At 38.6% G+C, this 21,457-nt stretch carries 23 protein-coding genes; 6 read left to right on the top strand and 17 right to left on the bottom strand.

What is annotated here, in order from left to right:
- The first annotated feature begins 261 nt into the window (after positions 1–261).
- On the top strand, positions 262–621 hold the full coding sequence (locus tag EHE21_RS17865) for a DUF488 domain-containing protein (protein ID WP_194951422.1): 360 nt from the start codon (positions 262–264) through the stop codon (positions 619–621).
- A 134-nt stretch (positions 622–755) separates the two neighbouring features.
- Here the strand turns inward: EHE21_RS17865 and glpD are convergent, their stop codons facing one another.
- The 6 genes from glpD to gntX form a co-directional block, all read right to left on the bottom strand.
- Positions 756–2,249 carry a glycerol-3-phosphate dehydrogenase gene (gene glpD / locus EHE21_RS17860; protein WP_088494301.1) on the bottom strand — a complete coding sequence of 498 codons (1,494 nt, stop codon included), beginning with the start codon at positions 2,247–2,249 and terminating at the stop codon, positions 756–758.
- A gap of 309 nt (positions 2,250–2,558) precedes the next feature.
- Entirely contained in the window at positions 2,559–3,317 is a 759-nt protein-coding gene (locus EHE21_RS17855; protein WP_006534541.1) for a DeoR/GlpR family transcriptional regulator, read from the bottom strand.
- A gap of 38 nt (positions 3,318–3,355) precedes the next feature.
- Positions 3,356–4,195, bottom strand: a complete 840-nt coding sequence (gene glpG, locus EHE21_RS17850) for a rhomboid family intramembrane serine protease GlpG (protein WP_194951421.1) — start codon at positions 4,193–4,195, stop codon at positions 3,356–3,358.
- A gap of 19 nt (positions 4,196–4,214) precedes the next feature.
- Complete coding sequence (glpE, locus tag EHE21_RS17845; RefSeq protein ID WP_069369522.1) at positions 4,215–4,541, bottom strand: thiosulfate sulfurtransferase GlpE; 327 nt, start codon at positions 4,539–4,541, stop codon at positions 4,215–4,217.
- A gap of 179 nt (positions 4,542–4,720) precedes the next feature.
- Positions 4,721–5,299: a Fe-S biogenesis protein NfuA gene (gene nfuA, locus EHE21_RS17840; RefSeq protein WP_023583208.1), complete on the bottom strand. Its 579-nt coding sequence runs from the start codon at positions 5,297–5,299 to the stop codon at positions 4,721–4,723.
- Positions 5,300–5,359: 60 nt separating this feature from the next.
- Complete coding sequence (gene gntX / locus EHE21_RS17835) at positions 5,360–6,052, bottom strand: DNA utilization protein GntX (protein ID WP_194951420.1); 693 nt, start codon at positions 6,050–6,052, stop codon at positions 5,360–5,362.
- A 37-nt stretch (positions 6,053–6,089) separates the two neighbouring features.
- Here gntX and bioH point away from each other — a divergent pair, with 37 nt between their 5' ends.
- The gene (gene bioH / locus EHE21_RS17830) at positions 6,090–6,863 is read left to right on the top strand and encodes a pimeloyl-ACP methyl ester esterase BioH (protein WP_194951419.1); all 774 of its coding nucleotides are present in this window, start codon (positions 6,090–6,092) and stop codon (positions 6,861–6,863) included.
- Between the two features lie 58 nt (positions 6,864–6,921).
- On the opposite strand, the gene EHE21_RS17825 is transcribed toward bioH, so the two are convergent.
- Complete coding sequence (locus tag EHE21_RS17825; protein ID WP_194951418.1) at positions 6,922–7,368, bottom strand: OsmC family protein; 447 nt, start codon at positions 7,366–7,368, stop codon at positions 6,922–6,924.
- Between the two features lie 106 nt (positions 7,369–7,474).
- Positions 7,475–8,116, bottom strand: coding sequence for a TetR/AcrR family transcriptional regulator (locus EHE21_RS17820; protein ID WP_194951417.1), 642 nt, complete (start codon positions 8,114–8,116; stop codon positions 7,475–7,477).
- Between the two features lie 255 nt (positions 8,117–8,371).
- Here EHE21_RS17820 and EHE21_RS17815 point away from each other — a divergent pair, with 255 nt between their 5' ends.
- Positions 8,372–9,841, top strand: coding sequence for an amidohydrolase family protein (locus tag EHE21_RS17815; RefSeq protein ID WP_194951416.1), 1,470 nt, complete (start codon positions 8,372–8,374; stop codon positions 9,839–9,841).
- A gap of 151 nt (positions 9,842–9,992) precedes the next feature.
- Here EHE21_RS17815 and EHE21_RS17810 read toward each other — a convergent pair whose 3' ends face one another.
- Positions 9,993–11,411, bottom strand: a complete 1,419-nt coding sequence (locus tag EHE21_RS17810) for a DHA2 family efflux MFS transporter permease subunit (RefSeq protein ID WP_228766713.1) — start codon at positions 11,409–11,411, stop codon at positions 9,993–9,995.
- A 127-nt stretch (positions 11,412–11,538) separates the two neighbouring features.
- Here EHE21_RS17810 and EHE21_RS17805 point away from each other — a divergent pair, with 127 nt between their 5' ends.
- Positions 11,539–11,976: a MarR family winged helix-turn-helix transcriptional regulator gene (locus EHE21_RS17805; protein ID WP_194951415.1), complete on the top strand. Its 438-nt coding sequence runs from the start codon at positions 11,539–11,541 to the stop codon at positions 11,974–11,976.
- A gap of 54 nt (positions 11,977–12,030) precedes the next feature.
- Here the strand turns inward: EHE21_RS17805 and EHE21_RS17800 are convergent, their stop codons facing one another.
- The 6 genes from EHE21_RS17800 to yihI form a co-directional block, all read right to left on the bottom strand.
- A complete protein-coding gene (locus tag EHE21_RS17800) occupies positions 12,031–12,489 on the bottom strand; it encodes an OsmC family protein (protein WP_194951414.1) in 459 nt (152 codons plus the stop codon).
- Positions 12,490–12,693: 204 nt separating this feature from the next.
- Entirely contained in the window at positions 12,694–12,924 is a 231-nt protein-coding gene (locus tag EHE21_RS17795; protein WP_194951413.1) for a FeoC-like transcriptional regulator, read from the bottom strand.
- A gap of 19 nt (positions 12,925–12,943) precedes the next feature.
- Positions 12,944–15,271: a Fe(2+) transporter permease subunit FeoB gene (gene feoB, locus EHE21_RS17790; RefSeq protein WP_194951412.1), complete on the bottom strand. Its 2,328-nt coding sequence runs from the start codon at positions 15,269–15,271 to the stop codon at positions 12,944–12,946.
- Positions 15,272–15,319: 48 nt separating this feature from the next.
- On the bottom strand, positions 15,320–15,556 hold the full coding sequence (gene feoA / locus EHE21_RS17785; RefSeq protein ID WP_036914344.1) for a ferrous iron transporter A: 237 nt from the start codon (positions 15,554–15,556) through the stop codon (positions 15,320–15,322).
- Positions 15,557–15,954: 398 nt separating this feature from the next.
- On the bottom strand, positions 15,955–17,400 hold the full coding sequence (locus EHE21_RS17780) for a DUF4026 domain-containing protein (RefSeq protein WP_194951411.1): 1,446 nt from the start codon (positions 17,398–17,400) through the stop codon (positions 15,955–15,957).
- Positions 17,401–17,626: 226 nt separating this feature from the next.
- Complete coding sequence (gene yihI / locus EHE21_RS17775; RefSeq protein WP_088494309.1) at positions 17,627–18,124, bottom strand: Der GTPase-activating protein YihI; 498 nt, start codon at positions 18,122–18,124, stop codon at positions 17,627–17,629.
- 188 nt (positions 18,125–18,312) lie between these two features.
- On the opposite strand from yihI, the gene EHE21_RS17770 reads away from it, so the two are divergent.
- Together EHE21_RS17770 and EHE21_RS17765 are read left to right on the top strand one after the other, a co-directional pair.
- A complete protein-coding gene (locus EHE21_RS17770) occupies positions 18,313–19,785 on the top strand; it encodes a glycosyltransferase family 39 protein (RefSeq protein WP_194951410.1) in 1,473 nt (490 codons plus the stop codon).
- Between the two features lie 2 nt (positions 19,786–19,787).
- Positions 19,788–20,339 carry a GNAT family N-acetyltransferase gene (locus EHE21_RS17765; RefSeq protein ID WP_194951409.1) on the top strand — a complete coding sequence of 184 codons (552 nt, stop codon included), beginning with the start codon at positions 19,788–19,790 and terminating at the stop codon, positions 20,337–20,339.
- Here EHE21_RS17765 and EHE21_RS17760 read toward each other — a convergent pair whose 3' ends face one another.
- Both EHE21_RS17760 and EHE21_RS17755 read right to left on the bottom strand, forming a co-directional pair.
- The gene (locus tag EHE21_RS17760) at positions 20,340–21,002 is read right to left on the bottom strand and encodes a hypothetical protein (protein ID WP_194951408.1); all 663 of its coding nucleotides are present in this window, start codon (positions 21,000–21,002) and stop codon (positions 20,340–20,342) included.
- The gene (locus EHE21_RS17755) at positions 20,983–21,357 is read right to left on the bottom strand and encodes a hypothetical protein (RefSeq protein WP_194951407.1); all 375 of its coding nucleotides are present in this window, start codon (positions 21,355–21,357) and stop codon (positions 20,983–20,985) included. Before EHE21_RS17755 ends, EHE21_RS17760 begins: the two co-directional genes overlap by 20 nt.
- Between the last annotated feature and the right edge of the window lie 100 nt (positions 21,358–21,457).

Raw genomic sequence — 21,457 nt, 5'->3', positions numbered from 1 at the left:
ATGTCACTGTGTTGTTATTCTTATTTAAGTATCACTACCTATTTACCCATCTAACCATTTAGACGTCTAGATGTAGATTCTCTTAATTAGGCTATTTAGTCAACAACTATTCACCCTGTTTTTGATGAGGATAATTCAATAGAAATGAGAGAAAACTTCATGTTGAAGTTTTCTTTAATAAAGAAAATTAGCTTCACCATGCATAAGCTGTGTGATTTTTCTTCTACAATTAAATGAATTAACTTATTGAAGGGAGGCGAAATGATCACCTGTAAGCGAGTGTATAACGATAAAGAGGGAATCCATGAAGGTTATCGCGTATTAGTGGATAGATTGTGGCCAAGAGGCGTGAAAAAAACAGACTTTCATTATGATGAGTGGAATAAAGAGGTTGCACCTTCGACCGAATTACGAAAATGGTTTCATGCGGGTGGCGGTGATTTTACTGAATTTACCCAACGTTATATTGCCGAATTGACAGGCGCTCCTGAACATTGGCAACCCCTTCTTGTGATAGCAAAAGAGCAACCGCTAGTACTACTTTATTCAGGCAAAGATGAGCAACAAAATAATGCAACTGTGTTAAAAGCTTTTTTAGAAAAACAGTTAGCACACTGTTAATAATGAATAATTTGAGCGTTTGAGTAAAAAAGCAAAAAAAGTAAAAAAAGCAAAAAAAAAGTGGCGCGGTATTAGGCGCCACAAAAATTGCTAATAAAAACATCGAACAGAGTCAGAGAATATTTTTGCTACTCTTATGCAGTGTGTGTATTTGCCGCTAACCATTGACTAATACGTTGTTTTTGTTCGTCATTTAGCCACATGCCGAGTTTGGTACGACGCCAAATAGCATCATCAACTTCGATAACCCACTCATGTTTTACTAAATAACGTAATTCTGCTTCATACAGATTATGACCGAAGTTTTCACCCATACCTGCTAAATCAGTAATACCTTCAAGCAGTAATTCAGTGTTGCTACCGTAAGTGCGGGCAAAACGCAGTGCGAGTGCTTCTGGTAACCAAGGGTGACGTTGACGAATTAAACGAGAGTAACCATCACGATCACAACCTTCTAAATTACCGCCCGGTAATTGACCGTTTTTAGTCCACGGTTTACCCATATTAGGGAAATAGCTCACGAGTTTATCAACAGCGTGTTCACCTAATTTACGATAAGTCGTTAATTTACCACCAAATACAGATAACAGTGGTGTTTGACCATTATCATCGTGAACATCTAAGGTGTAATCACGGGTGATCGCTTGTGGAGAATCTGATTCATCGTCACATAATGGACGCACGCCAGAGTAATCCCAAACCACATCTTCTTTGGTTAACTGCTTTTTAAAGTGATCGTTATAGACTTTCAGTAAGTACTGAATTTCGTTGTCATCAATCGCGACATCTTTAGGATCGCCGTTATATTCAACATCCGTAGTACCGATGATAGAGAACTCATCCATCCAAGGAATAACGAAAACAATACGGTTATCTTCGTTTTGTAAAATATAAGCTTGCGGTTCGTTATGAGCGCGAGGAATAACAATATGGCTACCTTTAATTAAGCGGATGCCGTAAGGTGATTTCAGTTTTAAGCCTTCATCAAACAGCGTTTTAACCCAAGGGCCAGCGGCATTGACAAGTGCTTTTGATTGATAGAGCGATGTTTCACCAGTGCGTAAATCTTGCGCTTCTACCATCCATAAATTATTTTCACGCCAAGCGCGAGTGACTTTAGTGCGAGTGCGTACTTCACCGCCACGACGGACAATCTCTTGTGCGTTGAGTACCACTAAACGTGCATCATCAACCCAGCAGTCTGAATATTCAAAACCGCGTGTTAATTCTGGTTTTAACACAGAATTTGCACCGAATTTAATGCCTTTACTGCTTGGCAGGCTGACACGTTTTCCTAAATGATCATAAAGGAATAGACCAATACGGATCATCCAAGCTGGGCGTAAGTGTGGTTGGTGCGGTAGACGAAAGCGCATTGGAAATGCGATATGTGGTGCTAAACGTAATAATACTTCACGCTCTGCCAGTGCTTCGCTTACTAAGCGAAACTCATAATGTTCTAGATAACGTAAACCACCATGAATAAGTTTAGAGCTCGCGGAAGATGTCGCACTTGCTAAGTCTTGAGCTTCCAGCATAAGTACTGAAAGGCCTCGGCCAGCTGCATCCGCCGCAATTCCAGCGCCGTTTATTCCGCCGCCGATGACAATCAAGTCTTGAGTTTTCATAACATCCTCCTACGAATGCGCGAAACAATTCTTTAATGTTCGTTTTCGCTCATAATTGTAATGAAGTTTGATGAAAATGCCAACTATATAACTGATAAAAAACATAACCGCGTGATATGGATAACAATTTATTATCATATCCACATTTTTTGTGTGCCTATTAAAAATAAACAACATTGTTAATGTATTAATAAAAAAGACAGGTGATGTATCAAAAAAGAGTGTAAATAGAATGAGTTAATTAGAGTTTAGTAAAAAATAGGCGAAAAAAAAGTACCTAAGAAGGTACTTTTTGAGGAATTTATTCAATTAACATAATTCGAGTTGAACGTTGTGTTGCTCAACAATTTTTTGGATCCCTGCTGGTGGTTCTTGATCGGTAAATAAGTAGTCGATCAAATTCATATTGCCTAAATTCACCATTGCATTACGACCAAACTTAGAATGGTCTGTCACCAACATTACGCAGCGTGAGTTTTCGATAATTGCGCGTTTAGTTCGAACTTCATGGTAATCAAACTCAAGTAGAGAACCATCCATATCGATGCCGCTTATCCCTAAGATGCCGTAATCAAGACGGAATTGAGAGATAAAATCAAGTGTAGCTTCACCGACAATACCACCATCTCGCGTACGTACTTCACCACCGGCAAGAATTAAGCGAAAGTCTTCTTTGCCCATCAGTAACGTTGCCACATTGAGATTGTTGGTCACGATACGTAGGTTTTTGTGGTTAATTAAAGCATGCGCAACGGCTTCAGGTGTTGTTCCGATATCAATAAATAGTGTTGCACCATCAGGAATTAAGCTTGCTACTCGTTGTGCGATACGTGATTTTTCATCAGACCACATGATTTTACGATCATGATAAGCCGTATTTACGGAGCTTGAAGGTAATGCCGCACCGCCGTGATGACGTTGGATTTTGTTCTTTTCCGCTAATTCATTTAAATCACGTCGGATTGTCTGTGGGCTGACTTCAAAATGCTCCACCAATTCTTCAGTGCTGACATAGCCTTGTAGGCGTACCAGTTCAATGATGGCATCATGTCGTTGCGTTTGCTTCACAGGTATCCCCTAATGTTAAAAATATCATGTTAATTTTATTATGATCTACGAGATAATTGATGTCGATTATCCCACAAAGCCATCAATAAGCCGATAAGGAAGCCTGCAAAATGTGCAGTATTTCCGATAGAGTCACCTAAAACGCCCATGTAACCCGCAACAATCCACAAAATCGAAAAGCCGATTAAGCCTGTTGGAGCACCAATACCTTTTTCTGGATTACGTATTCCTGTTAAGCCTACATAGCCGATTAATGCGTAAACAACACCGGAAAGCCCACCAAAATTAGAGTCTGTAAACAGTGATTGTGCCCAATTACTAAAGAGCGCAGAAACGAGCATGATGACAAATAGTTTACCCGTACCTAATCGTTGCTCTGTTTGACTTGCGAGATACCACCACATCGCAAGGTTAAAGGCGATGTGCATCAGTGAGAAGTGAACAAACGCAGGGGTGATATAGCGCCAAACTTCAAAGTTCAAGCTCTCTTTGTAAGGCCACGCCAGATGGAGCATAACGTTATAATCGCCTGCTACTTGTTGCCAAATAAAAATAAGGATACATAAAATGACCACCAGTACCGTTAATGGGCCTGAGCGTTGCACCATATTTTTTATCGAAAAGGCAGGGCGATATTTTATACCCGTATTTTTCGGATCTCCGGTTTGCCAACTCGCGGCTTGGTAACGTGGGTGAAAAGGCTCACGTAAAAAAGTATTTAGTTCTTTTTCAACCATATCCAACTGATGTTGGTCTTCTAACCAAAGTGAGATCTGCTGATTTTCATTTTTTGCGTGAATTCGCACACCTTTCGTTGCCATATAATTGACAAATAAATCAGCTGCTTGAGGGTTAGAAAGCGTAATAATGTGGATCATTAACAAAACTCATCTGTAGTTATTGCAGAGAAGTTATCGCTTGTGGAAACTCTCTTAGCCATGCTTCAAAACCACCGTTGATACTATAAACGGTTTCAAAGCCCATATTGACCAGATATTGAGCTGCGCCTTGGCTGCTATGACCGTGATAACACATCACCATAACAGGAACATCAAAGTCAGCATCTTGTAAAAATTGGTTTAGCGTATCATTGGTGAGATGAAATGCGCCAGTAGCATGACCAATGCGGTAACTCTGAGGATCTCTTACATCAACTAAGATTGCCGATTGAGATGTCCAGAATTGATAGGCTTGTTCAATACTAAGAAATTGAAACTTATCCATAATTGTCTTATTTATTATATTGTTAATTGATTTATTTGTTCTGAGCGAGAGAACGATACATTTATCATAACGTCAAATGGGTAAAGATGACGTTACACTTTGTAAATGATTATTTTAATAAACAAATCCCCCATGATATCAGTGCAGGTGAGTATCATAGGGGATGTGATACTGAGGGATCAGTAGTAGGAGTGTTCGCCGCGTTGGTGTTCAGTTAAATCTTTCACACCTTTCAATTCATCTGGGAACAGGTTTAACAGCTCTTTTTCGATACCATCTTTTAATGTGACATCAATCATTGAACAACCGTTACAGCCACCACCAAATTGTAAGATAGCATAACCATCTTCAGTGATTTCCATCAAACTAACGCGACCACCATGACCGGCTAATTGTGGGTTAATTTGTGATTGCAGTACGTATTCGACGCGTTCAATTAACGGTGCATCAGCATCGACTTTACGCATTTTTGCGTTAGGTGCTTTCAGCGTTAATTGTGAGCCCAGTTGGTCAGTGACAAAGTCAATTTCTGCATCTTCTAAGAAAGGTGCGCTGATGTCATCAACATACGCAGAAAGTTTTTCGAACTTAATTTCAGTATCGTTTGGCTCTACGGCATCAGGTGGGCAGTATGAAACGCCACATTCAGCATTAGGTGTGCCTGGATTGATAACGAATACACGAATTTGGGTGTTGGGTTCTTGGTTAGCCAGTAGTTTGGCAAAATGCGCCTGTGCGGCATCAGTAATAATAATCATATCGTCTTGCTCAATAGTTGACTGTTCTGGTTGGTTATCATACGCCCAATTGGCGGTTAACTACAAGGTTCGGCAAATCGCCCATACCTCAACAGAGCGTGCTCCCGCACGAAATAACAAGGGTACTATGCTCTTTAATGTCGCGCCTGTAGTGATAACATCATCAATTAGTGCCAGATTTTTCCCTGATACCGACACTGTGTTATTTAATACAAATGCATTCTTTAAATTTTGTTGCCTTTGTTTGGCATTAAGATGCGTTTGCACCAGTGTAGCACGAGTTCTTATCAGGGTATTCGGTTGATAAGCACAATTTAGCCACCTTGCCAAAGGCTTAGCGATAGCTTCTACTTGCTCAAAGCCTCTAGACCAACGGCGATGATGATGCGAAGGAACGCTAATAATTCTGTCAGGTATCTGCACCAAGTTTTCTCGCCGATGTGAAAGCCATCGCAATAGAAAAAGTCGTGCAAGACATAAAGCTATTTGAGGGCGAGGTTGGTATTTATAAAGGTGTAATAATTTATTTAATGGCGGTTGATAGTCAGTGACTGTCAACATCTGTTTCCATAATGGAGGTGATTGCAAGCAGCGCCCACATAGCATCATAGAGTGAGATGAGGGATATAAACAGCATGGGCAGCGGTTATGCTGCTTAGGTAAATGTCGAATACAACTCGAACAAACACCTTTAGTATCATAATGTAAGGGTTGGCGACACAACCAACAATATCCTGCTATTGTTATCCACATAATGAAAATCCCTGTACTAAGAGAAGAGAGCATAACAATGAATAAATTGTATTGGCAGACAATGGGTGAAGGAAAAACGCATCTTGTGCTATTACACGGATGGGGATTGAATGCAGAGGTCTGGCAATCATTAATACCGCGACTAAGTTCGCATTTTACACTGCATCTTGTTGATCTCCCAGGATATGGTCGTAGCCAAGGGTTTCCTGTTCTTACATTAAAAGAGATGGCTGACATTGTTTTTACCAAAGCCCCCGATAATGCCATTTGGTTAGGATGGTCTTTAGGGGGATTAGTCGCCAGCCGTGTTGTTTTAGATAATCCCAATAATGTACAAGCATTGATTACAGTGGCTTCTTCGCCTTGCTTTGCTGCTCATGAGGATTGGCCGGGTATCAAACCTGAAGTGTTAAAGGGGTTTGAACAGCAGTTAAACGAGAATTTTCATCGTACAGTTGAACGTTTTTTAGCACTGCAAACATTGGGCACACAAAGTGCGCGTGAAGATATGAAGGCATTAAAGTCAGTAGTATTAGAGCAACCACTCCCTTCTGTCGAAGTACTTAATGGTGGACTAGAAATTTTGCGTACTGAGGATTTACGAGAAGAGTTAAAAACGCTGAGTTGTCCTTTTATTCGTTTTTATGGTTATTTAGATGGCTTAGTTCCTCGGAAAGTAGCTGGATTATTAGATGCTATTTATCCTCATTCACCTTCTGTTATTTTCCGTAATGCAGCTCATGCGCCATTTATTTCACATCCAGATGAATTTACTCAAGCGTTAATTGAGGCTTGTGATATTCAGTCGTGATTATCTTAACGATCTGCCTTTATTTAAGTTAAGGCAGATCTCTTTATGCAGATATTATTTATTCAATTTCAACAAAGGTATGAAACATAGGGGCATTTTTGATAGTGTCAGAAAGCGGACAAGTGTGTTCAATAAAATCAATAAACGCCTGTATTTCCTCTTTTGTATTATCGGCTTGGATAAAATAATGCGTTGAAAGACGACTTAAGCCAATTTTTGCACTCTTATTTTTTCCCATATATCCATCTGGATCGATCTCGCCTTTCATCTCAATACGGATATTTTTAAGCTTAATACGGTGAAGCCGTGCGAAGCTCTTAGCGACAATCCCTTTACATGCGCCAATTGAGGAGAGTAATGCTTCAATGGGATTAACACCACTGTCTTCACCGCCATAGGCAACAGGTTCATCGACAATTAGCGTAAATTGTCGTGAAGAACATTGCATTTGTAAGGGCGAAGATGCGTCATTAGTGATAACTGATGAAAACTCAATAATTGGCATAATATTATCCTTTAAAAAGGTAATGTTACTTTTAATATTAAATAAGTAGTGTCACTTATCATGCCAATTAAGCGTAGGTTATAGTCGAAAAATAGCGAGTTTAAACCTAATTTTTCGATAAACTTAATTCGTGCTCTATATAAGTTGCAATAATACGGCTACAAAGGGCAACTTGGTCGTTTATTTGTTCCTCTGTGATAACTGTTTCAGGTAGATAGAGTTTGTCGAAAAAAAGTTTAGTCTTTAGCATTTCAGTGAAATGTTGCGCTAATGGAAACAGCTGTTTTTCAGAGAGCGAAGGTAATATAGAACGTAAATTTTCAGTAAGATGTCCATATACTTTTTGCGGACCCAGTAGGTAGAAATTTTGACTTAATTGGGGATGATTTGCTGACTCAGCAATAATTAAACGATAGAGACCAATCGAACTAGAATTAAGCATTTTACGAATAAAGCAGGAGCCAAATTGGTATAACACGTCGTAAGGTGTGTTTATATGCTCTTGGTTGTTCTCGACGCTAAAAATATCATTAATTAATGACTCGATTACGGCAGAAAGTAACCCTTCTTTATCACCAAAATGCGCATAGAGTGTAGAGCGAGAGCCACCAGAACGGGTGATTATCATATCAAGGCTTGTTTTCTCGTAGCCATTTTCAATAAAGATCTCTGTTGCCGCTTTAATTATGGCGTCGGCTCTTTTTTTACCTCGTTCATTTAAAGGGGTAGCCTTGGCATTCTGTGCCATTTATTTTTCCTCTTCAGCATTTTGTGTGCAACAGGGATTTTTTCTAGATAGAAAATACGTGGTTTATATAGACTATTGATGTTATTGAAAATACTAAAATTAGTGAATATTCAATTTATTATCAATCTCTGGATCAGAATAGCCTATTTTTTATTTTCTGGATCTTAACAAAAAAATGATCAATTACGCAGAGTTGATCTTTATTTTTAATGTACTGTACTATACAGTACACTTTAAATGAGGTTAGGAAAAACAATGGTAAATAGTAAAAAAGTGATCCGCGGTGGCACGTTTATCACAATGGATAAAACACATGGCGACATTATTAATGGTGCATTATTAATCGAAGGAAATCGCATTACGGGTATTAGTCAGGCGATAGATGGCTTTGATTCTCATAAAGATGCTGAGTTTATTGATGCTCAAGGTGCGATTGTTATGCCAGGAATGGTGGATGCACACCGCCATGATTGGATGTCGCTTTTTCGTGGTGTATCAACTGAGGAATCATTGCCTGCATTTTTAATTAATACATTTTATGCTTTTGGTAGTGTCTTAACGGCTGACAATATGTATGCAGCGGTACTTGCGGGTAATATCAGTGCATTAAATGCAGGTACAACAACGGTTTATGAAGTTAACGATTGTGTGAATACACCAGAACATGCTCTCAATGCAATTCAAGCAATGAAAGATAGTGGTATTCGTGGTGTTTATGCCTATGGAATGCAAGTCTATGATTTCAAACCTATTGGCTTTAAATCTCAAGATGAGCGATTAGCGAACGTACGAGAAATCACGGGTAGCCAATTTAATGGACAAGATCGTTTGGAAATGGGAATGCTCATTTCTGATCTAGGCACAGTGCCTTTTGATATTTCAGCAAAACAGATCAAATTAACGGATGAGCTAGGTATCAAATGTGCGTCACATACAGGAGCTGCCAAGACCTCACTGTTGCTACGAGGATTACGCGAGTTAGACGACAGAGGCTTGCTTTTACCCGGTCATTTACATGCTCATAGTAATGGATTAACAGGTGAAGATTGGAAACTGGTTGCCAAAACTGGAGGGTATGTTGTCAGTACTCCATCAAGTGAATTACAAATGGGAATGGGCTTTTTGCCTTATCGCGCTTGTGTTGAACATGATATTCCTTTTGCATTGGGAACGGATTTAACTGGTGTGACAACCGATGATATGTTTACCCAAGTGAATATTGCGCTTCAAATAGAACGTGCACTTGCTAATGATAAGGTGCATCAACGCGATACCATGCCTTTTGAAATCACACCAACAGTAAGAGAAGCTTTGCACTGGGTAACATTAGGTGGTGCCGAAATTATGGGACTTGCTGATGAAATTGGATCACTTACTGAGGGTAAAAAAGCAGATGTGATTGTTATTCGCCATAAAGACGATTTTGTTCCAACCATGAATCCAGCTGGTTGTGTTGTACAAATGACGAAAGGCAGTGATGTTGATACGGTTATTGCTGATGGTGTTATTCGTAAACGTGATGGCAAACTTGTGGGATTTGATATGGCGAAAGTCGAAACACTCTCACAATGTGCATTTAATACGCTTTCTGAAAAATCAAAATCCTTTACAACGCTATCGGCACAAGAGGTTGAGAAGTTCTTCCGCCTTGCTGAACGTAAAGCCTCATTTAATTTTGCCCAAGCTTATAGCGATGACTATTTTGCTCATCAATTTAATGAGTAACTATTCACGATTACCCTTTCTCTTTTCACTTTTATAACTTAGTTCCGCCCTTAGTTAGTTTTGAATAATTGTCTGATTTAGCCCATGTTATGCCTTTTGGCTTAATATGGGCTCTTTTTTTATCTGAAATGATAACGTGTTTCAAACAGTATTATTTAGAGGATAACGTTGCTTTTGCTAATGGTTTTTTCAGTCGAAAAGCCAGTAATAACGCAATGATGCTCAAGGCTAATGTGAAATAAAATACGGCGTGTGTACCAAATGATAGGGCGGCGATAGCACTATTTTGTGATAAGGCGTTTTCACGAAAATAAGACATTAACGTAATGGCGATAGAGGTGCCTAATGCACCAGAAACTTGATATAGCGTGTTCCAAATAGCAGAGCCATCAGCATAAAGATCCGGCGTTAAATCGCTTAATGCGGTTGTTTGCGCTGGCATAATGACACAGGTTACGCCCATACAAAGCGACATAAAGGCGATAACAATTTTCCATGCCACAGTATATTCATTAATAACAACTAAGAAAATGCTGGCACTCAACAACATAAACAATGCACCTATAACGGCAAAAAAGCGGGCATCGTATCGATTATAAAGAAAACCAATTAATGGTGAAAAAATCACATTAATGATATTGCCGGGTAGTAATAAAATACCTGCAATCGCAGCACTGAATAGTAGAACGTCTTTCAAATAGATAGGAAGAATGATCGCAACGGATAATACGCTCATCATGCAAACTATCATCATTAATAACCCGACAACGAATATTGAGTGCTTAAAAATTTGAAGGTTAATCATTGGTGTTGCGAGCTGTTTTTGTCGCCAGCAAAACAGCAATAAACTCAAGATACCTATTAATACTGAACCCCAAACATTTACTGAAGTAATTGAATGTTCGGCTAATACAGCTAATCCATAAATCACACCAGAAAAACCGATAGAAGATAATAAGAGTGAAATAATATCAATACGAGGTTTTGTCAGAGTACCAATATGTTCCATTGAACGAAAAGCCAAGACTAAAACGGCGATATAACATAGCGCACTGATCCAAAAAATGGCATGCCAGTTCATTGAGGTTAAAATAAAACCCGATAATGTGGGGCCTAATGCAGGAGCCAAGGTGATTGTTAAACCAATAACACCCATAACAGCACCTCTTTGATAAAGAGGAAAGATCAGTAAAGCTGCACTCATTAATACCGGCAGGATAATCCCTGTCCCCGTTGCTTGAATAACACGTCCAATCATCAGGATAGCGAAATTAGGTGCAAGTGCGGCAACTACACAGCCTAATAGTGATATCAATAATGCGCTAATGATCAAACTTCTCGTATTAAACCACCGAACTAAAATTGCGGAGATAGGTACGAAGATAGCTAAAGTCAGTAGATATCCAGTCACAAGCCATTGTGCTAACCCAGCACTAATTACGAATTGTTCCATCAGATTTGTTAGCGCCATATTCAGCGCGGTTTCACCAAATAACCCCACAAATGTCCCTAACATTAAGACACTTATCATTGAACGGGGTTGAGTGACAATTTTTTCTGCTTTGTTCATTACATTTATTTCCTATTTATTATGTCAACTAGATTGACGTAATGGAAAATAACGGAAATGAAGAATATGATCAACTGAGTTGACAACTTTATTCTGTTATACTGGCAGAAAAAAGAGGATGAGAAGCATGGCTATTTCATTGGAACAGATTGATATTATTGATTTAATTAGTGAAAAACACACTTTGTTGCGTTCGCGCATTGATACCTGCTGGAACGCACAAAGTGATATCCATTTGGCTAATTCAGAATGGTATATCTTGTCACGTATTGTGTATGAACCCGCCACTATTGCTGAAATCAGTAAAACAGTCGCGATTTCCAGACAAGCCATTCATAAATTTATACGGCAATTGGAGCAAAAAGGCTTAATTAATGTGTTTGATATGAAAGACAGTAAGAAGCTAAAAGGTGTCGAAATGACTCAATTAGGTCGAGAATGCTATCAACGCTACGATGAGCTAAAGCAAGAGATCATCACCGAAATTGTGAGCATTATTGGTGAAGAAAATAAGCAGTTATTTGAGAAGTTATTACGCCAACCGTGGTTTAAAGAAGCACTGTAACAATGCCTCCCATAACAATGCCGCCCTTTTATTGAGGGCAGCAATAACTACTGACTATGCAAGTACATTCTCGAGGTGAAATGCAGTTTCTAGAATCGGTGCATTTTTTATTGTGTCGGCAACAGGGCAAGTGCGTTCAATAAAAGCGATAAATGCAGCGATCTCTTCTTCGCTATTATCTGCTTCAATAAAAAACTCGGTCGTAATTTTACTAAAACCGATTTTAGCTTCTTTATTTTTTCCGGTAAAACCATCGGTATCTAATTCGCCTCTGACTTCAATGCGAATATTTTTAAGATTAATTTGGTGCATACGTGCGAAGCTTTTTGCCACGATACCTTTACAAGCACCTAACGTACCTAATAGTGCTTCCACAGGATTCATTGCACTGTCTTTACCTCCCAGTGATACAGGTTCATCAAGTAAAAATTGAAATTGGCGTGACGCGCATTGCATTTGTAATCTGCCTTGCTCGCCTGTGGTGATCGTTGATGAAAATTCAGTTATTGGCATAATTTTTATATTCTTATAAAGTGAAATTAAATAGACGTCTTTACGTCTATATTTAATGGATTATGCCGCGATAGTTAGGAAAGTAAATCATTAAATAGGAAGATGAAAATGATTCATCTTGCGCATTAGATAAAAAAATCCCCTACATAATGAACTGGGGTCAGTTCATAAGTAAGGGATTTTTATGAGGCATTTATCAATTAGTTAAACTAGTTGATAAAGCTTTGTCTGGCAGGCAGTGGCTTCAGGGCAACTTTTACAGCTACCCGTAAGACAATCCTCGACATCGACTTCTTGAAGCTTACCCATCAATGTGAGCCGCTCTAACATTGCTTGCACCAACGGTTCAGGCATATTGAGTTGATGGCTGATAAGACGGGCATCGGCTCGACCATTAAGGGCGATACAATCACGTACTTCTATCAAACTGGCCATCTTACTTTTCCTTTGTCACTTAGTGACAGCTACCTTTTGAACAACATTGTTTAGTCAATGATGACTTATTGCTTAAGTTAATTGTTAGACGATTACGAGCATTACGCAACAAGATAAATAGAACTAAGTTAAATATCACAACCGCAGCAATGGTGATTGTACTGCTTTGTGGATGCTCGCTAAAGGTTGCGGTTTGATAGAACAGCGCAGCCAGTGAGTAAGCAATATTTAATCCCCAAAGAATAGAGAAGGTCATCCAGCCCCGGCTAGTTTCACGAGCGATAGCACCCATTACTGAAACACAAGGTACATACAGTAAAACAAAGATTAAGTAGCTATAAGCAGCAATGCCTGAACCGAATTTAGCGCCCATGGTTCCCATTGTGCCGGTATCCATTTCACCATCACCTTTACTGGCTTCAATTGGGTTAGAAAGTGCAGCTAAAGTGAAGGTCTCTTTTAAGCTATCCCATGTTTCACCAAAGGCATCACCAATTTCTCCCCACAGGTCGAATTCTTCAGGATCAAATGGCTCATTAACAATGCTTTCTGCGGTATAGAGGGTATTTAATGTTCCCACAACCACTTCTTTTGCCATCGCACCAGTGACTAAACCAACTGTTGCTTGCCAGTTATCATTGTGAACACCAATAGGTTGCAGTAATGGCGTGATAACTTTACTGACAGAAGCTAATGCAGAATCATTGATGTTATCCGCAGGTTTTCCAGAGAAGGTAAAGCTATTTAGCGCACCAATAAACATACTCGCAATAATGATGACTTTACCTGCACGTACAACGAAACCTTTTAGACGTTGCCATGTTTGCATGAGTAACGTTTTTAGGTGGGGAACGTGATAAACAGGTAGTTCCATCACGAAAGGTGACGCTTCACCGCGCATAATGGTGTGTTTTAGCAGCAAGCCAGTCAGGATAGCAACCACAATACCGAGAAGATAAAGTGAGAAAACAACACTCGCGCCGTTTTTACCAAAGAAGGCTGCCGCAAATACCGCGAAGATAGCTAAACGAGCACCACAAGACATAAACGGTGCCATTAATACGGTGATTAATCGCTCTCTTGGTGCATCAAGAGTACGCGCACCCATAATAGAAGGTACGTTACAACCAAAACCGACAATCAGTGGTACGAATGATTTACCCGGTAAACCCAGAGCCTGCATCAATCTATCCATAACAAATGCGGCACGAGCCATATAACCTGAGTCTTCAAGGATAGATAAAAAGAGATACATCATCCCGATTTGTGGCACTAATGGAAGAACAGTATTGATACCACCACCGACACCTTGAGCAAGGAAAATTGTCAGCCATTCAGGGAAGTTAAAAGTTGCACCAATCCATTGAATACCATGAATAAAGATAGCTTCAGAGCCACCTTCAAAAGCAGGTTGTAATGCACCACCGATGTTAATCGCAAGTACAAACATTAAATACATGACAAATAGGAAGATAGGTACGCCTAACCAACGGTTTAATATCACTTTATCGATATTTTGTGTCAGGATATTTGGCTTAATGGACTCCATATTAATCACTGCATGACAGATGCGCTCAATATTTTGATAACGGGCATCAGCAATGACTAATTCTGGTTCATTATTATGTTCGTCTTGAATTCGTTGACGAATAGCTTTGATATCTTCACTGGTGACTTGTGCACGTTGATGGGTATAGATATCCCCTTCTAAACACTGTAATGCCATCCAACGACGTTGCTGTAAATTAAACTCATCATGATTAATTTTTTCAGCAAGTGTCTCGACTTCATTTAATAACCATAGTGGATAAGAAGTCAGTAATTCTTGAGGTTTTTTCTTTTCAGCAGGGAAGGTATCAATGGCTTCCTTGAGCTTATCAATACCAGATGCTTTGGTTGAAATCATTGGAATAACAGGGCAACCCAGTTGCTCTGAAAGTGCGTTGATATCAATTTGCATATCTTGGTGTTCTGCAATATCGAGCATGTTTAATGCCACAATACATGGAATGCCAAGCTCAAGCAGTTGCAATGTCAAATAGAGGTTACGCTCAAGATTTGATGCATCAACCACGTTAATCAGCATGTCTGCTTCATTACTTAAAATGAAATGGCAGGCAATTTGCTCATCAAGAGATGTCTGTTCTGAAATTGTCGTTAAAGAGTAAGTCCCGGGTAAATCGACGAGCTCAATTTTATGATTTGCAGTTGTGAAACGACCAACTTTGCGTTCGACCGTTACACCCGCCCAGTTACCCACACGCTGACGAGAGCCTGTTAACTGATTAAAGAGTGTTGTTTTACCGGCATTGGGATTACCGATAAGGCCTATAGTGAGAGGAGTCATAATAGTGATGCCAATAGTTGTCTTGCCTGGTTGAATGAGAAATAACGATTATTTTTCGTTATGAACCACTTCGCTAAGATTAATGAGTGCGAGATCTTTTTTTCTCAAAATTAGGGACACTCGGTGCGTTTCTATTTGAATAGGATCACCCAGTGGTGCGATACGAATAACGTTAAACACAGCGCCAGGTAACATACCTAAAGATAATAGTTTCTGTCTGTATGCAGGGCTAATCTGAGGTGAGTAGCTCAAGATTTTATAACTGTGATTTGGGATCAGAGACATAATCGTCCTTCCACGAATATTGATACAAAAAATAATGATACTGATAATTATTAACGTGTATGAGAATTCACACAATAATAGTCAGGGTAATTATAATAAATATTTTTAATGCTAATGCGAATTATAATTATCCTTATTGGGTATAATTTAGCCTAGTCTACGCTTATCTACACTTGATTTAAATCAACCAGAGAAAAGATATTAGGATGAAAATAGGCTGTTTGCCTTATCTGTTACTAGACAAAAACAAAATGTGAAGAGTTGAAATGTCAACGTAGCAACAAAATAACAATCAGTTAATGATGTTAACGGGTAACAATATAAAAGTAGATTTTAAGAATATGAAGATCGCGAGCTTAAGTAAAAAGCTCGCGTTGTCATGGTGAAATACTCGCTAATTAGTGAGTTTGCTGGTGGCTAAAAAGTTGGTAAATATTGTTAGGGGTATAACTATCATCTTCGTATGAAACGACCCAATCAGTTATTAATGCGTTGTTGATAGGATAGGTTTCACCTTCTTGCATATCCTCAACGTAAAATGGCACGTTGAGTAATTTTGCATAAATGGTATCTCCATCACGAGACTGTGGCACAAACCACATATGCTCTAGCTCTTTTTCTTCCCCATCACCATAAGGAATACCGAACTTGATCATAAACTGCCAAGGGTTTTCGGTTTCTTCAGGTTTGTCTTTTCCTAATAACTTAGAGAGGAAACCACTCTTTTTCTCAACAGGTGGCTGATTATAGTTATCAAACATAGAAACGAAGTATTCCCAGCGTCGCTTGGCTTTTTCAGACATCTCATAGGTTTCTTCATTACTACGCAGTAGCATCATCGCTTGTTGTTCTTCATAACCTTTAAAGAAAGTTTCTAAAATTGGGTTTTCTTCATTGGTTCTAAATAGCATGGAAGAAGGATGTTGATGATATTCATCACGATCGGCTAAATCACCCAAGAAAATGCCATTTGGTGCGCCTTCAGTGTCATAACGCATTTCCTCTAAAGGTCTAAGGCTTTCAAGCGGTGTTGATTGATTAACATGGCGAATACCCTCTTCAAAAGGTAAGGCGACAAGATACTCTAAGCCTGATGATGTTTGGCCACAAAGCATCGGTTCACCAAATTCGATTTGGCGATGATTAATACTGTTGTTAACAAAGCAACGGAAGAGATCAGGAATACCATAGTAAGACTCAAGCATACTTGGAATAACTAAATCGACTTCGGTCAAGCCACAACGTGCTAATCCATGAGTATGGAACCAGAACATGGTTGGTGGATCATTTTCTGTATCATAGACAGCATGAATAACATATAAGCTTTCTACTTCAGGATAGAGATCGGGTGTTTCTAATTGAAAGCGGACCCACTCAGGCGTTAATGCTTTACCTGCTGCTGATTCATCTAATGCTAAGATCATTTCTGGTGCAATGATATTGAGAAAATTCAGTTGATGGCGATAACTTGCCAAAGGATGCAAGGTTTCAGTAAAAAGTGTTTCTAATAATAAATCTTGTGTTGTCGCATTTGCATGCGCAAGTAGTTGCGGCGTGAGTTCGTCAGTCGAATACATTGGGCGTATTTCGTAATCTTCATCACGAGGGTAAAGGCAGACAAAAAAATGTAATTCGTCATCACCATGCTGACAACGATAGAAAAAACCGTCATCAATATTTTCACTTAGGTAATTGATTTCACCATCAGTGTAATCTGTCTGTTCTTCTAGGCGTTGTTCAATAAGCGCATAGTTTAGTGGCTGTGCAGGGAAAGCCACTATACGAGAGGGCACTTTTTCTCCTTGCCCGGCTGCGATATCTAAGTACTGCTGTCTGTTATCCATGTTTTTTATCACTCGTATATTAAAGATAGAAAAATAGGATATCAGGGATAACAAGAGAGGAATAGATGGAGTTATCTGAGCTTAAGGTTGTTAATTAATCTATTGTTAATGGTGAGGATTAATGAAAAATAAAAAAGCGGGTATTTTATAAAAAAATAACGGATATCAACAGGTTATTGATATCCGCTAGATATAAGGTAATCAAGGAAAATGATTAGCCTTTTGATTATTTACCTTTCAGTAATTGCATGATGTCTTCAGTTTTTTCTTCATCGTCATCATCTTCAAACTCAATACCTAGCTCAACCATTAATTCGTCAATGCGATCAAGGGTTTTCTCAGTATAGGCCTGTTCTTCTGCATTGAGTTTTTCACCGTTTTCAAGACGAGACAGTAATTCATCTAAACGTGCATCGTTTTCTAACAGGTCTAATTCTTGCTCAGGCGTTAAACGAACTGGCTCTGCTTTAACTGGCGCAGGTTTTTTCTTCACGACTTTTGGTGCATCACCTACAATCAGAGGGATCGGTTTTTTGCTACCAATGCGTGGATCTTTCGGCGCTGTATTTTTAGCTTGCTGTTTATTTTCCGCTTCCTGCTGACGGTTACCGGCAGGATTGCCACGGTGTTTCTTTTGACGTTTACGTTCACGTCCTTCCGCGTTCAGCTCTTCACGCGATTTCTTACGTGCTTTAGCTGCGGGCTTTCTTTTAATCATATTCATAATGGTAACTCGATAGTGATCTTCTTGGTTGCGCAATCTATCAGAAACAAATTTTCAATAAAAGCGCAAATTTAAGACAATTTAATTTTTGCTCACGTACAATGTGCGGTTCGTTTCACTATACTTTACTGTGTTGTGACATCATTTAACGACTAAACTAAATTAATTAACTTAAATTTCTATTTATTATGACATTATCATCTGCGCAATTTCGTAAACCAGTATATTGGTGGGTTATTGGTTATGCGGCAATTTGGATCTTAGTGAGTTATCTTTTTGACCCTACAGTGCCTTATGATGCCGTAGAGGCTGTCAATTGGGGCACTAACGGAGGGTGGGGTTCCCCTAAAAATCCTTGGTTTGTTGGCTTTATAATGACACCAGCTATTTACGGCGGTATCGATTTTAGCTTTTATTGGTATTTTATCCACTTTATTGTCATTGCTGTTGGGCTATTAGGCGTTTGGAACTTAGCCTATAAGTTGACACAAAATACTAACTTAGCTTGGTTTGCTATGTTGGCGCTTAATTTATCTGGCGTTATCAACTTTGATATTATCCCTTATAACGATAACTATATTCTAGTTGGTTGTTGGGCATGGGCGTTCTATTTTTTCCTTTGTGCTATTAATGACAATCAAAAATATTGGATTGGTTTTGCCATTACGATGGGTATCGCCACAATGGGGAAATATTCATCATTAGCTTTTATTGGTTCCGTATTTTTATCAAGCCTTTTTGTGCCTAAGGTTCGAGCAAGCTACCGTTCTCCTTATTTCTATATTGCGTTGGCTATTTGGTTTGCTTTTGTTATTCCCAATTTTATTTGGTTATGGCAAACCGATTTCGCCGCTTTTAAGTGGGTCGATTCACAAATCGAAAGCCGTTTTAATTTACGTACCACTCGTGCTGCACTCACTGTTTTTTACCCAGTGATTTTAATGTGGGGAATTTTACGTTTTTATGGTGGACGTGTGAGTTGGTCTGCTTCTAAAGATAGCCAGTTACTCAATTTTATTTTTCTGTTCCCATTAACGATTATTTTTATTTGGTTTAGTTTTCATGAAGGGGGACGTATTAGCGAATGGCTACAACCCTTTATGTCGATTGCGACGGCACTTTTTGTCGGCTCAATTAGTGTCACACCCAAACGTTCGTTACGTGGTGCACTGTATGGTTTAGGTGTTTTCGGGATGTTGGTTGTTTCTGGTTATACCGTCGTTCAAGCCGCTAATGTGCGTAATGCAGGTCAAAAATTTATTGGTGTAAAAACCTTTGTGCAAGATGTTGAACAAGCTTGGCATCAGCATTATCACACTCCACTTGCGTATGTGGGTGGTGAATATATGCATGAATGGGTAACTTTTTATGGCAAAGATAGGCCATTATCTTCACAGCCATGGGTGTTAGAAGCGAATGTGCAGCCTCCTAATATTTATAATCGACATATCACACTTCAACAATTAGAAGAAAAAGGTGTCGTATTGGTCAGTGAAGTCGGCTATTACTGTGAGAAAGCACATTTTGATGAAGGCTTAAAGTATTGGCCGAGTTTAAAAATAGCCGATACTCAAGAGATAATGTTTCGCGCTGAGCCCGATGCCATTACTGAGCCAGTTTGTATCGCTTTTGTGGCGCCAAAAACACATAAGGAAAAGTAGAGATGCGTTACGCTGATATTCAAGTTGAAACAGAAAGATTAAGATTGCGTCCTTTTGAAATGGGGGATGCTGAAGATTGGTTTAAGATCATGAGTTCAGCTGAAGTGACGCGTTATTGGAGCCATCTTCCTTGGCAGTCACTGCAAGAAGCGCAGGAAGATATTATTCAAGATATCACGCATATGGAAAGAAAAGAGTATCTGCGCTTAGCGGTGATAGATAAAGCAACAAATGCACTGATGGGCATGTGTGTTTTTTTTAATCATTACCCTAATTCACGACGTGGAGAAATTGGGTATTGCCTTGATACAGCTTATCAAGGTAAAGGCGTTATGAAAGAAGCGATGGTGGCATTTATTACGTATCTTCAATCTCATCTATCTGTTCGTCGTTTAGAAGCGGATATCCACCCTGATAATAAAGCATCAGCTGCGTTGTTAGCAAAATTAGGTTTTGAACAAGAAGGGTATCTAAAACAGCGTTGGATAGTCGGTGATGAGATTTCTGACTCTATTATTTTTGGTTTGTTGTTGCCTACAATAGATAAAGCCTAATTAGGGGGAGTCTATTAGGCTGGATATTGCAAGTAAAACGACTCTTTCGCCAAAATCGCCTTCTGGGATATTTAATTTTTCTATGAAGGCGAGATCAACACTGAAATCTATTGAAGAAGGCCTACTCCAAATATAAGCGCTGTTTGTTATAAGAGATTTTCTATCGCATTCATAAAACATCAATTCACCATCAGAAAAGTATTTATGTGATAGCGTATTATTATGACAATGCATAACATAAAGCGTAATATTTTCTGAATTTGATAAACCAATTGCCCATAAACTCATGCCACCCAGAGTTTGCTGAGTATCACTAATTACGCCACCGTAAATTTCAATTATTCTTAAATAAATTGCGACTGAAATACCTAATGAACGGTATTCATTATCTACATAAGCAGATTCTATTTGAGGTAAATTAGATGAAAATAATATTGGTGTGGATAAATTAAAACTCATTACATAATTAGCAACAATAATATTATTTTTTATATCTTTAACATATAACCGATTTAATTCAGAACTAACGTTTTCTCTTAATAATAAATATTCTTTTTGATCATTATCTAAAATTATTCCTAATTCATCTATTTCACCAAAATCCTCGCTGTTATCTGGATTAATGAGTCGTTTATCATGGCGATCAATTAATATGGGTGGCATTCATTTGAGCCTTTTTATGCTGTGAGTTAAAAGTCTTAATCATTTTTTTAAGCTTTCTATGATTAAAAAGCTTTTCATAGTGTACTTTATATTTATTATTTATTTTATTTGAAAAAGACTCAGATACAACACTAAATCCTTTTTTATTTTTAGATGGTGCTAATTGAATTTCAAGAATAGGATATACATTATCCCAAATAGCTGTTTCTTCCCAGCCATCATTAAGGATTAAGACTCTAGGTCTTGTTTCACGCTCTTTCATTATTCTAACTTCGAAATTAATACCTTCACTATCTTTAATTTCACCAATTAGAATAGTTCTACTTGCTATTGTATGAGGTGAACGTTTATTCATTTCTCCCCCCTAATAATTAGTAAACTTAAAGTTATTATGATGAATATAATGTTTAGTAAATAAAATAACTATTAAGAAAATTATTTATTAAATATCATTA

Source organism: Proteus sp. GOKU (genome assembly GCF_015475555.1).
GTDB classification, from domain to species: Bacteria; Pseudomonadota; Gammaproteobacteria; order Enterobacterales; family Enterobacteriaceae; genus Proteus; species Proteus mirabilis_B.
Note: the sequence above shows the minus strand (reverse complement) of the source record. Positions and strands in the feature narration are given on the sequence as shown.

What these genes read in the sequence shown, in the direction of transcription:
- EHE21_RS17865 (WP_194951422.1), top strand. Translation starts at nt 262, where the DNA reads ATGATCACCTGTAAGCGAGTGTATAACGATAAAGAGGGAATCCATGAA.
- glpD (WP_088494301.1), bottom strand. Translation starts at nt 2,249, where the DNA reads ATGAAAACTCAAGACTTGATTGTCATCGGCGGCGGAATAAACGGCGCT.
- glpG (WP_194951421.1), bottom strand. Translation starts at nt 4,195, where the DNA reads ATGATCCACATTATTACGCTTTCTAACCCTCAAGCAGCTGATTTATTT.
- glpE (WP_069369522.1), bottom strand. Translation starts at nt 4,541, where the DNA reads ATGGATAAGTTTCAATTTCTTAGTATTGAACAAGCCTATCAATTCTGG.
- nfuA (WP_023583208.1), bottom strand. Translation starts at nt 5,299, where the DNA reads ATGATTATTATTACTGATGCCGCACAGGCGCATTTTGCCAAACTACTG.
- gntX (WP_194951420.1), bottom strand. Translation starts at nt 6,052, where the DNA reads ATGTGGATAACAATAGCAGGATATTGTTGGTTGTGTCGCCAACCCTTA.
- bioH (WP_194951419.1), top strand. Translation starts at nt 6,090, where the DNA reads ATGAATAAATTGTATTGGCAGACAATGGGTGAAGGAAAAACGCATCTT.
- EHE21_RS17825 (WP_194951418.1), bottom strand. Translation starts at nt 7,368, where the DNA reads ATGCCAATTATTGAGTTTTCATCAGTTATCACTAATGACGCATCTTCG.
- EHE21_RS17820 (WP_194951417.1), bottom strand. Translation starts at nt 8,116, where the DNA reads ATGGCACAGAATGCCAAGGCTACCCCTTTAAATGAACGAGGTAAAAAA.
- EHE21_RS17815 (WP_194951416.1), top strand. Translation starts at nt 8,372, where the DNA reads ATGGTAAATAGTAAAAAAGTGATCCGCGGTGGCACGTTTATCACAATG.
- EHE21_RS17810 (WP_228766713.1), bottom strand. Translation starts at nt 11,411, where the DNA reads ATGAACAAAGCAGAAAAAATTGTCACTCAACCCCGTTCAATGATAAGT.
- EHE21_RS17805 (WP_194951415.1), top strand. Translation starts at nt 11,539, where the DNA reads ATGGCTATTTCATTGGAACAGATTGATATTATTGATTTAATTAGTGAA.
- EHE21_RS17800 (WP_194951414.1), bottom strand. Translation starts at nt 12,489, where the DNA reads ATGCCAATAACTGAATTTTCATCAACGATCACCACAGGCGAGCAAGGC.
- EHE21_RS17795 (WP_194951413.1), bottom strand. Translation starts at nt 12,924, where the DNA reads ATGGCCAGTTTGATAGAAGTACGTGATTGTATCGCCCTTAATGGTCGA.
- feoB (WP_194951412.1), bottom strand. Translation starts at nt 15,271, where the DNA reads ATGACTCCTCTCACTATAGGCCTTATCGGTAATCCCAATGCCGGTAAA.
- feoA (WP_036914344.1), bottom strand. Translation starts at nt 15,556, where the DNA reads ATGTCTCTGATCCCAAATCACAGTTATAAAATCTTGAGCTACTCACCT.
- EHE21_RS17780 (WP_194951411.1), bottom strand. Translation starts at nt 17,400, where the DNA reads ATGGATAACAGACAGCAGTACTTAGATATCGCAGCCGGGCAAGGAGAA.
- yihI (WP_088494309.1), bottom strand. Translation starts at nt 18,124, where the DNA reads ATGAATATGATTAAAAGAAAGCCCGCAGCTAAAGCACGTAAGAAATCG.
- EHE21_RS17770 (WP_194951410.1), top strand. Translation starts at nt 18,313, where the DNA reads ATGACATTATCATCTGCGCAATTTCGTAAACCAGTATATTGGTGGGTT.
- EHE21_RS17765 (WP_194951409.1), top strand. Translation starts at nt 19,788, where the DNA reads ATGCGTTACGCTGATATTCAAGTTGAAACAGAAAGATTAAGATTGCGT.
- EHE21_RS17760 (WP_194951408.1), bottom strand. Translation starts at nt 21,002, where the DNA reads ATGCCACCCATATTAATTGATCGCCATGATAAACGACTCATTAATCCA.
- EHE21_RS17755 (WP_194951407.1), bottom strand. Translation starts at nt 21,357, where the DNA reads ATGAATAAACGTTCACCTCATACAATAGCAAGTAGAACTATTCTAATT.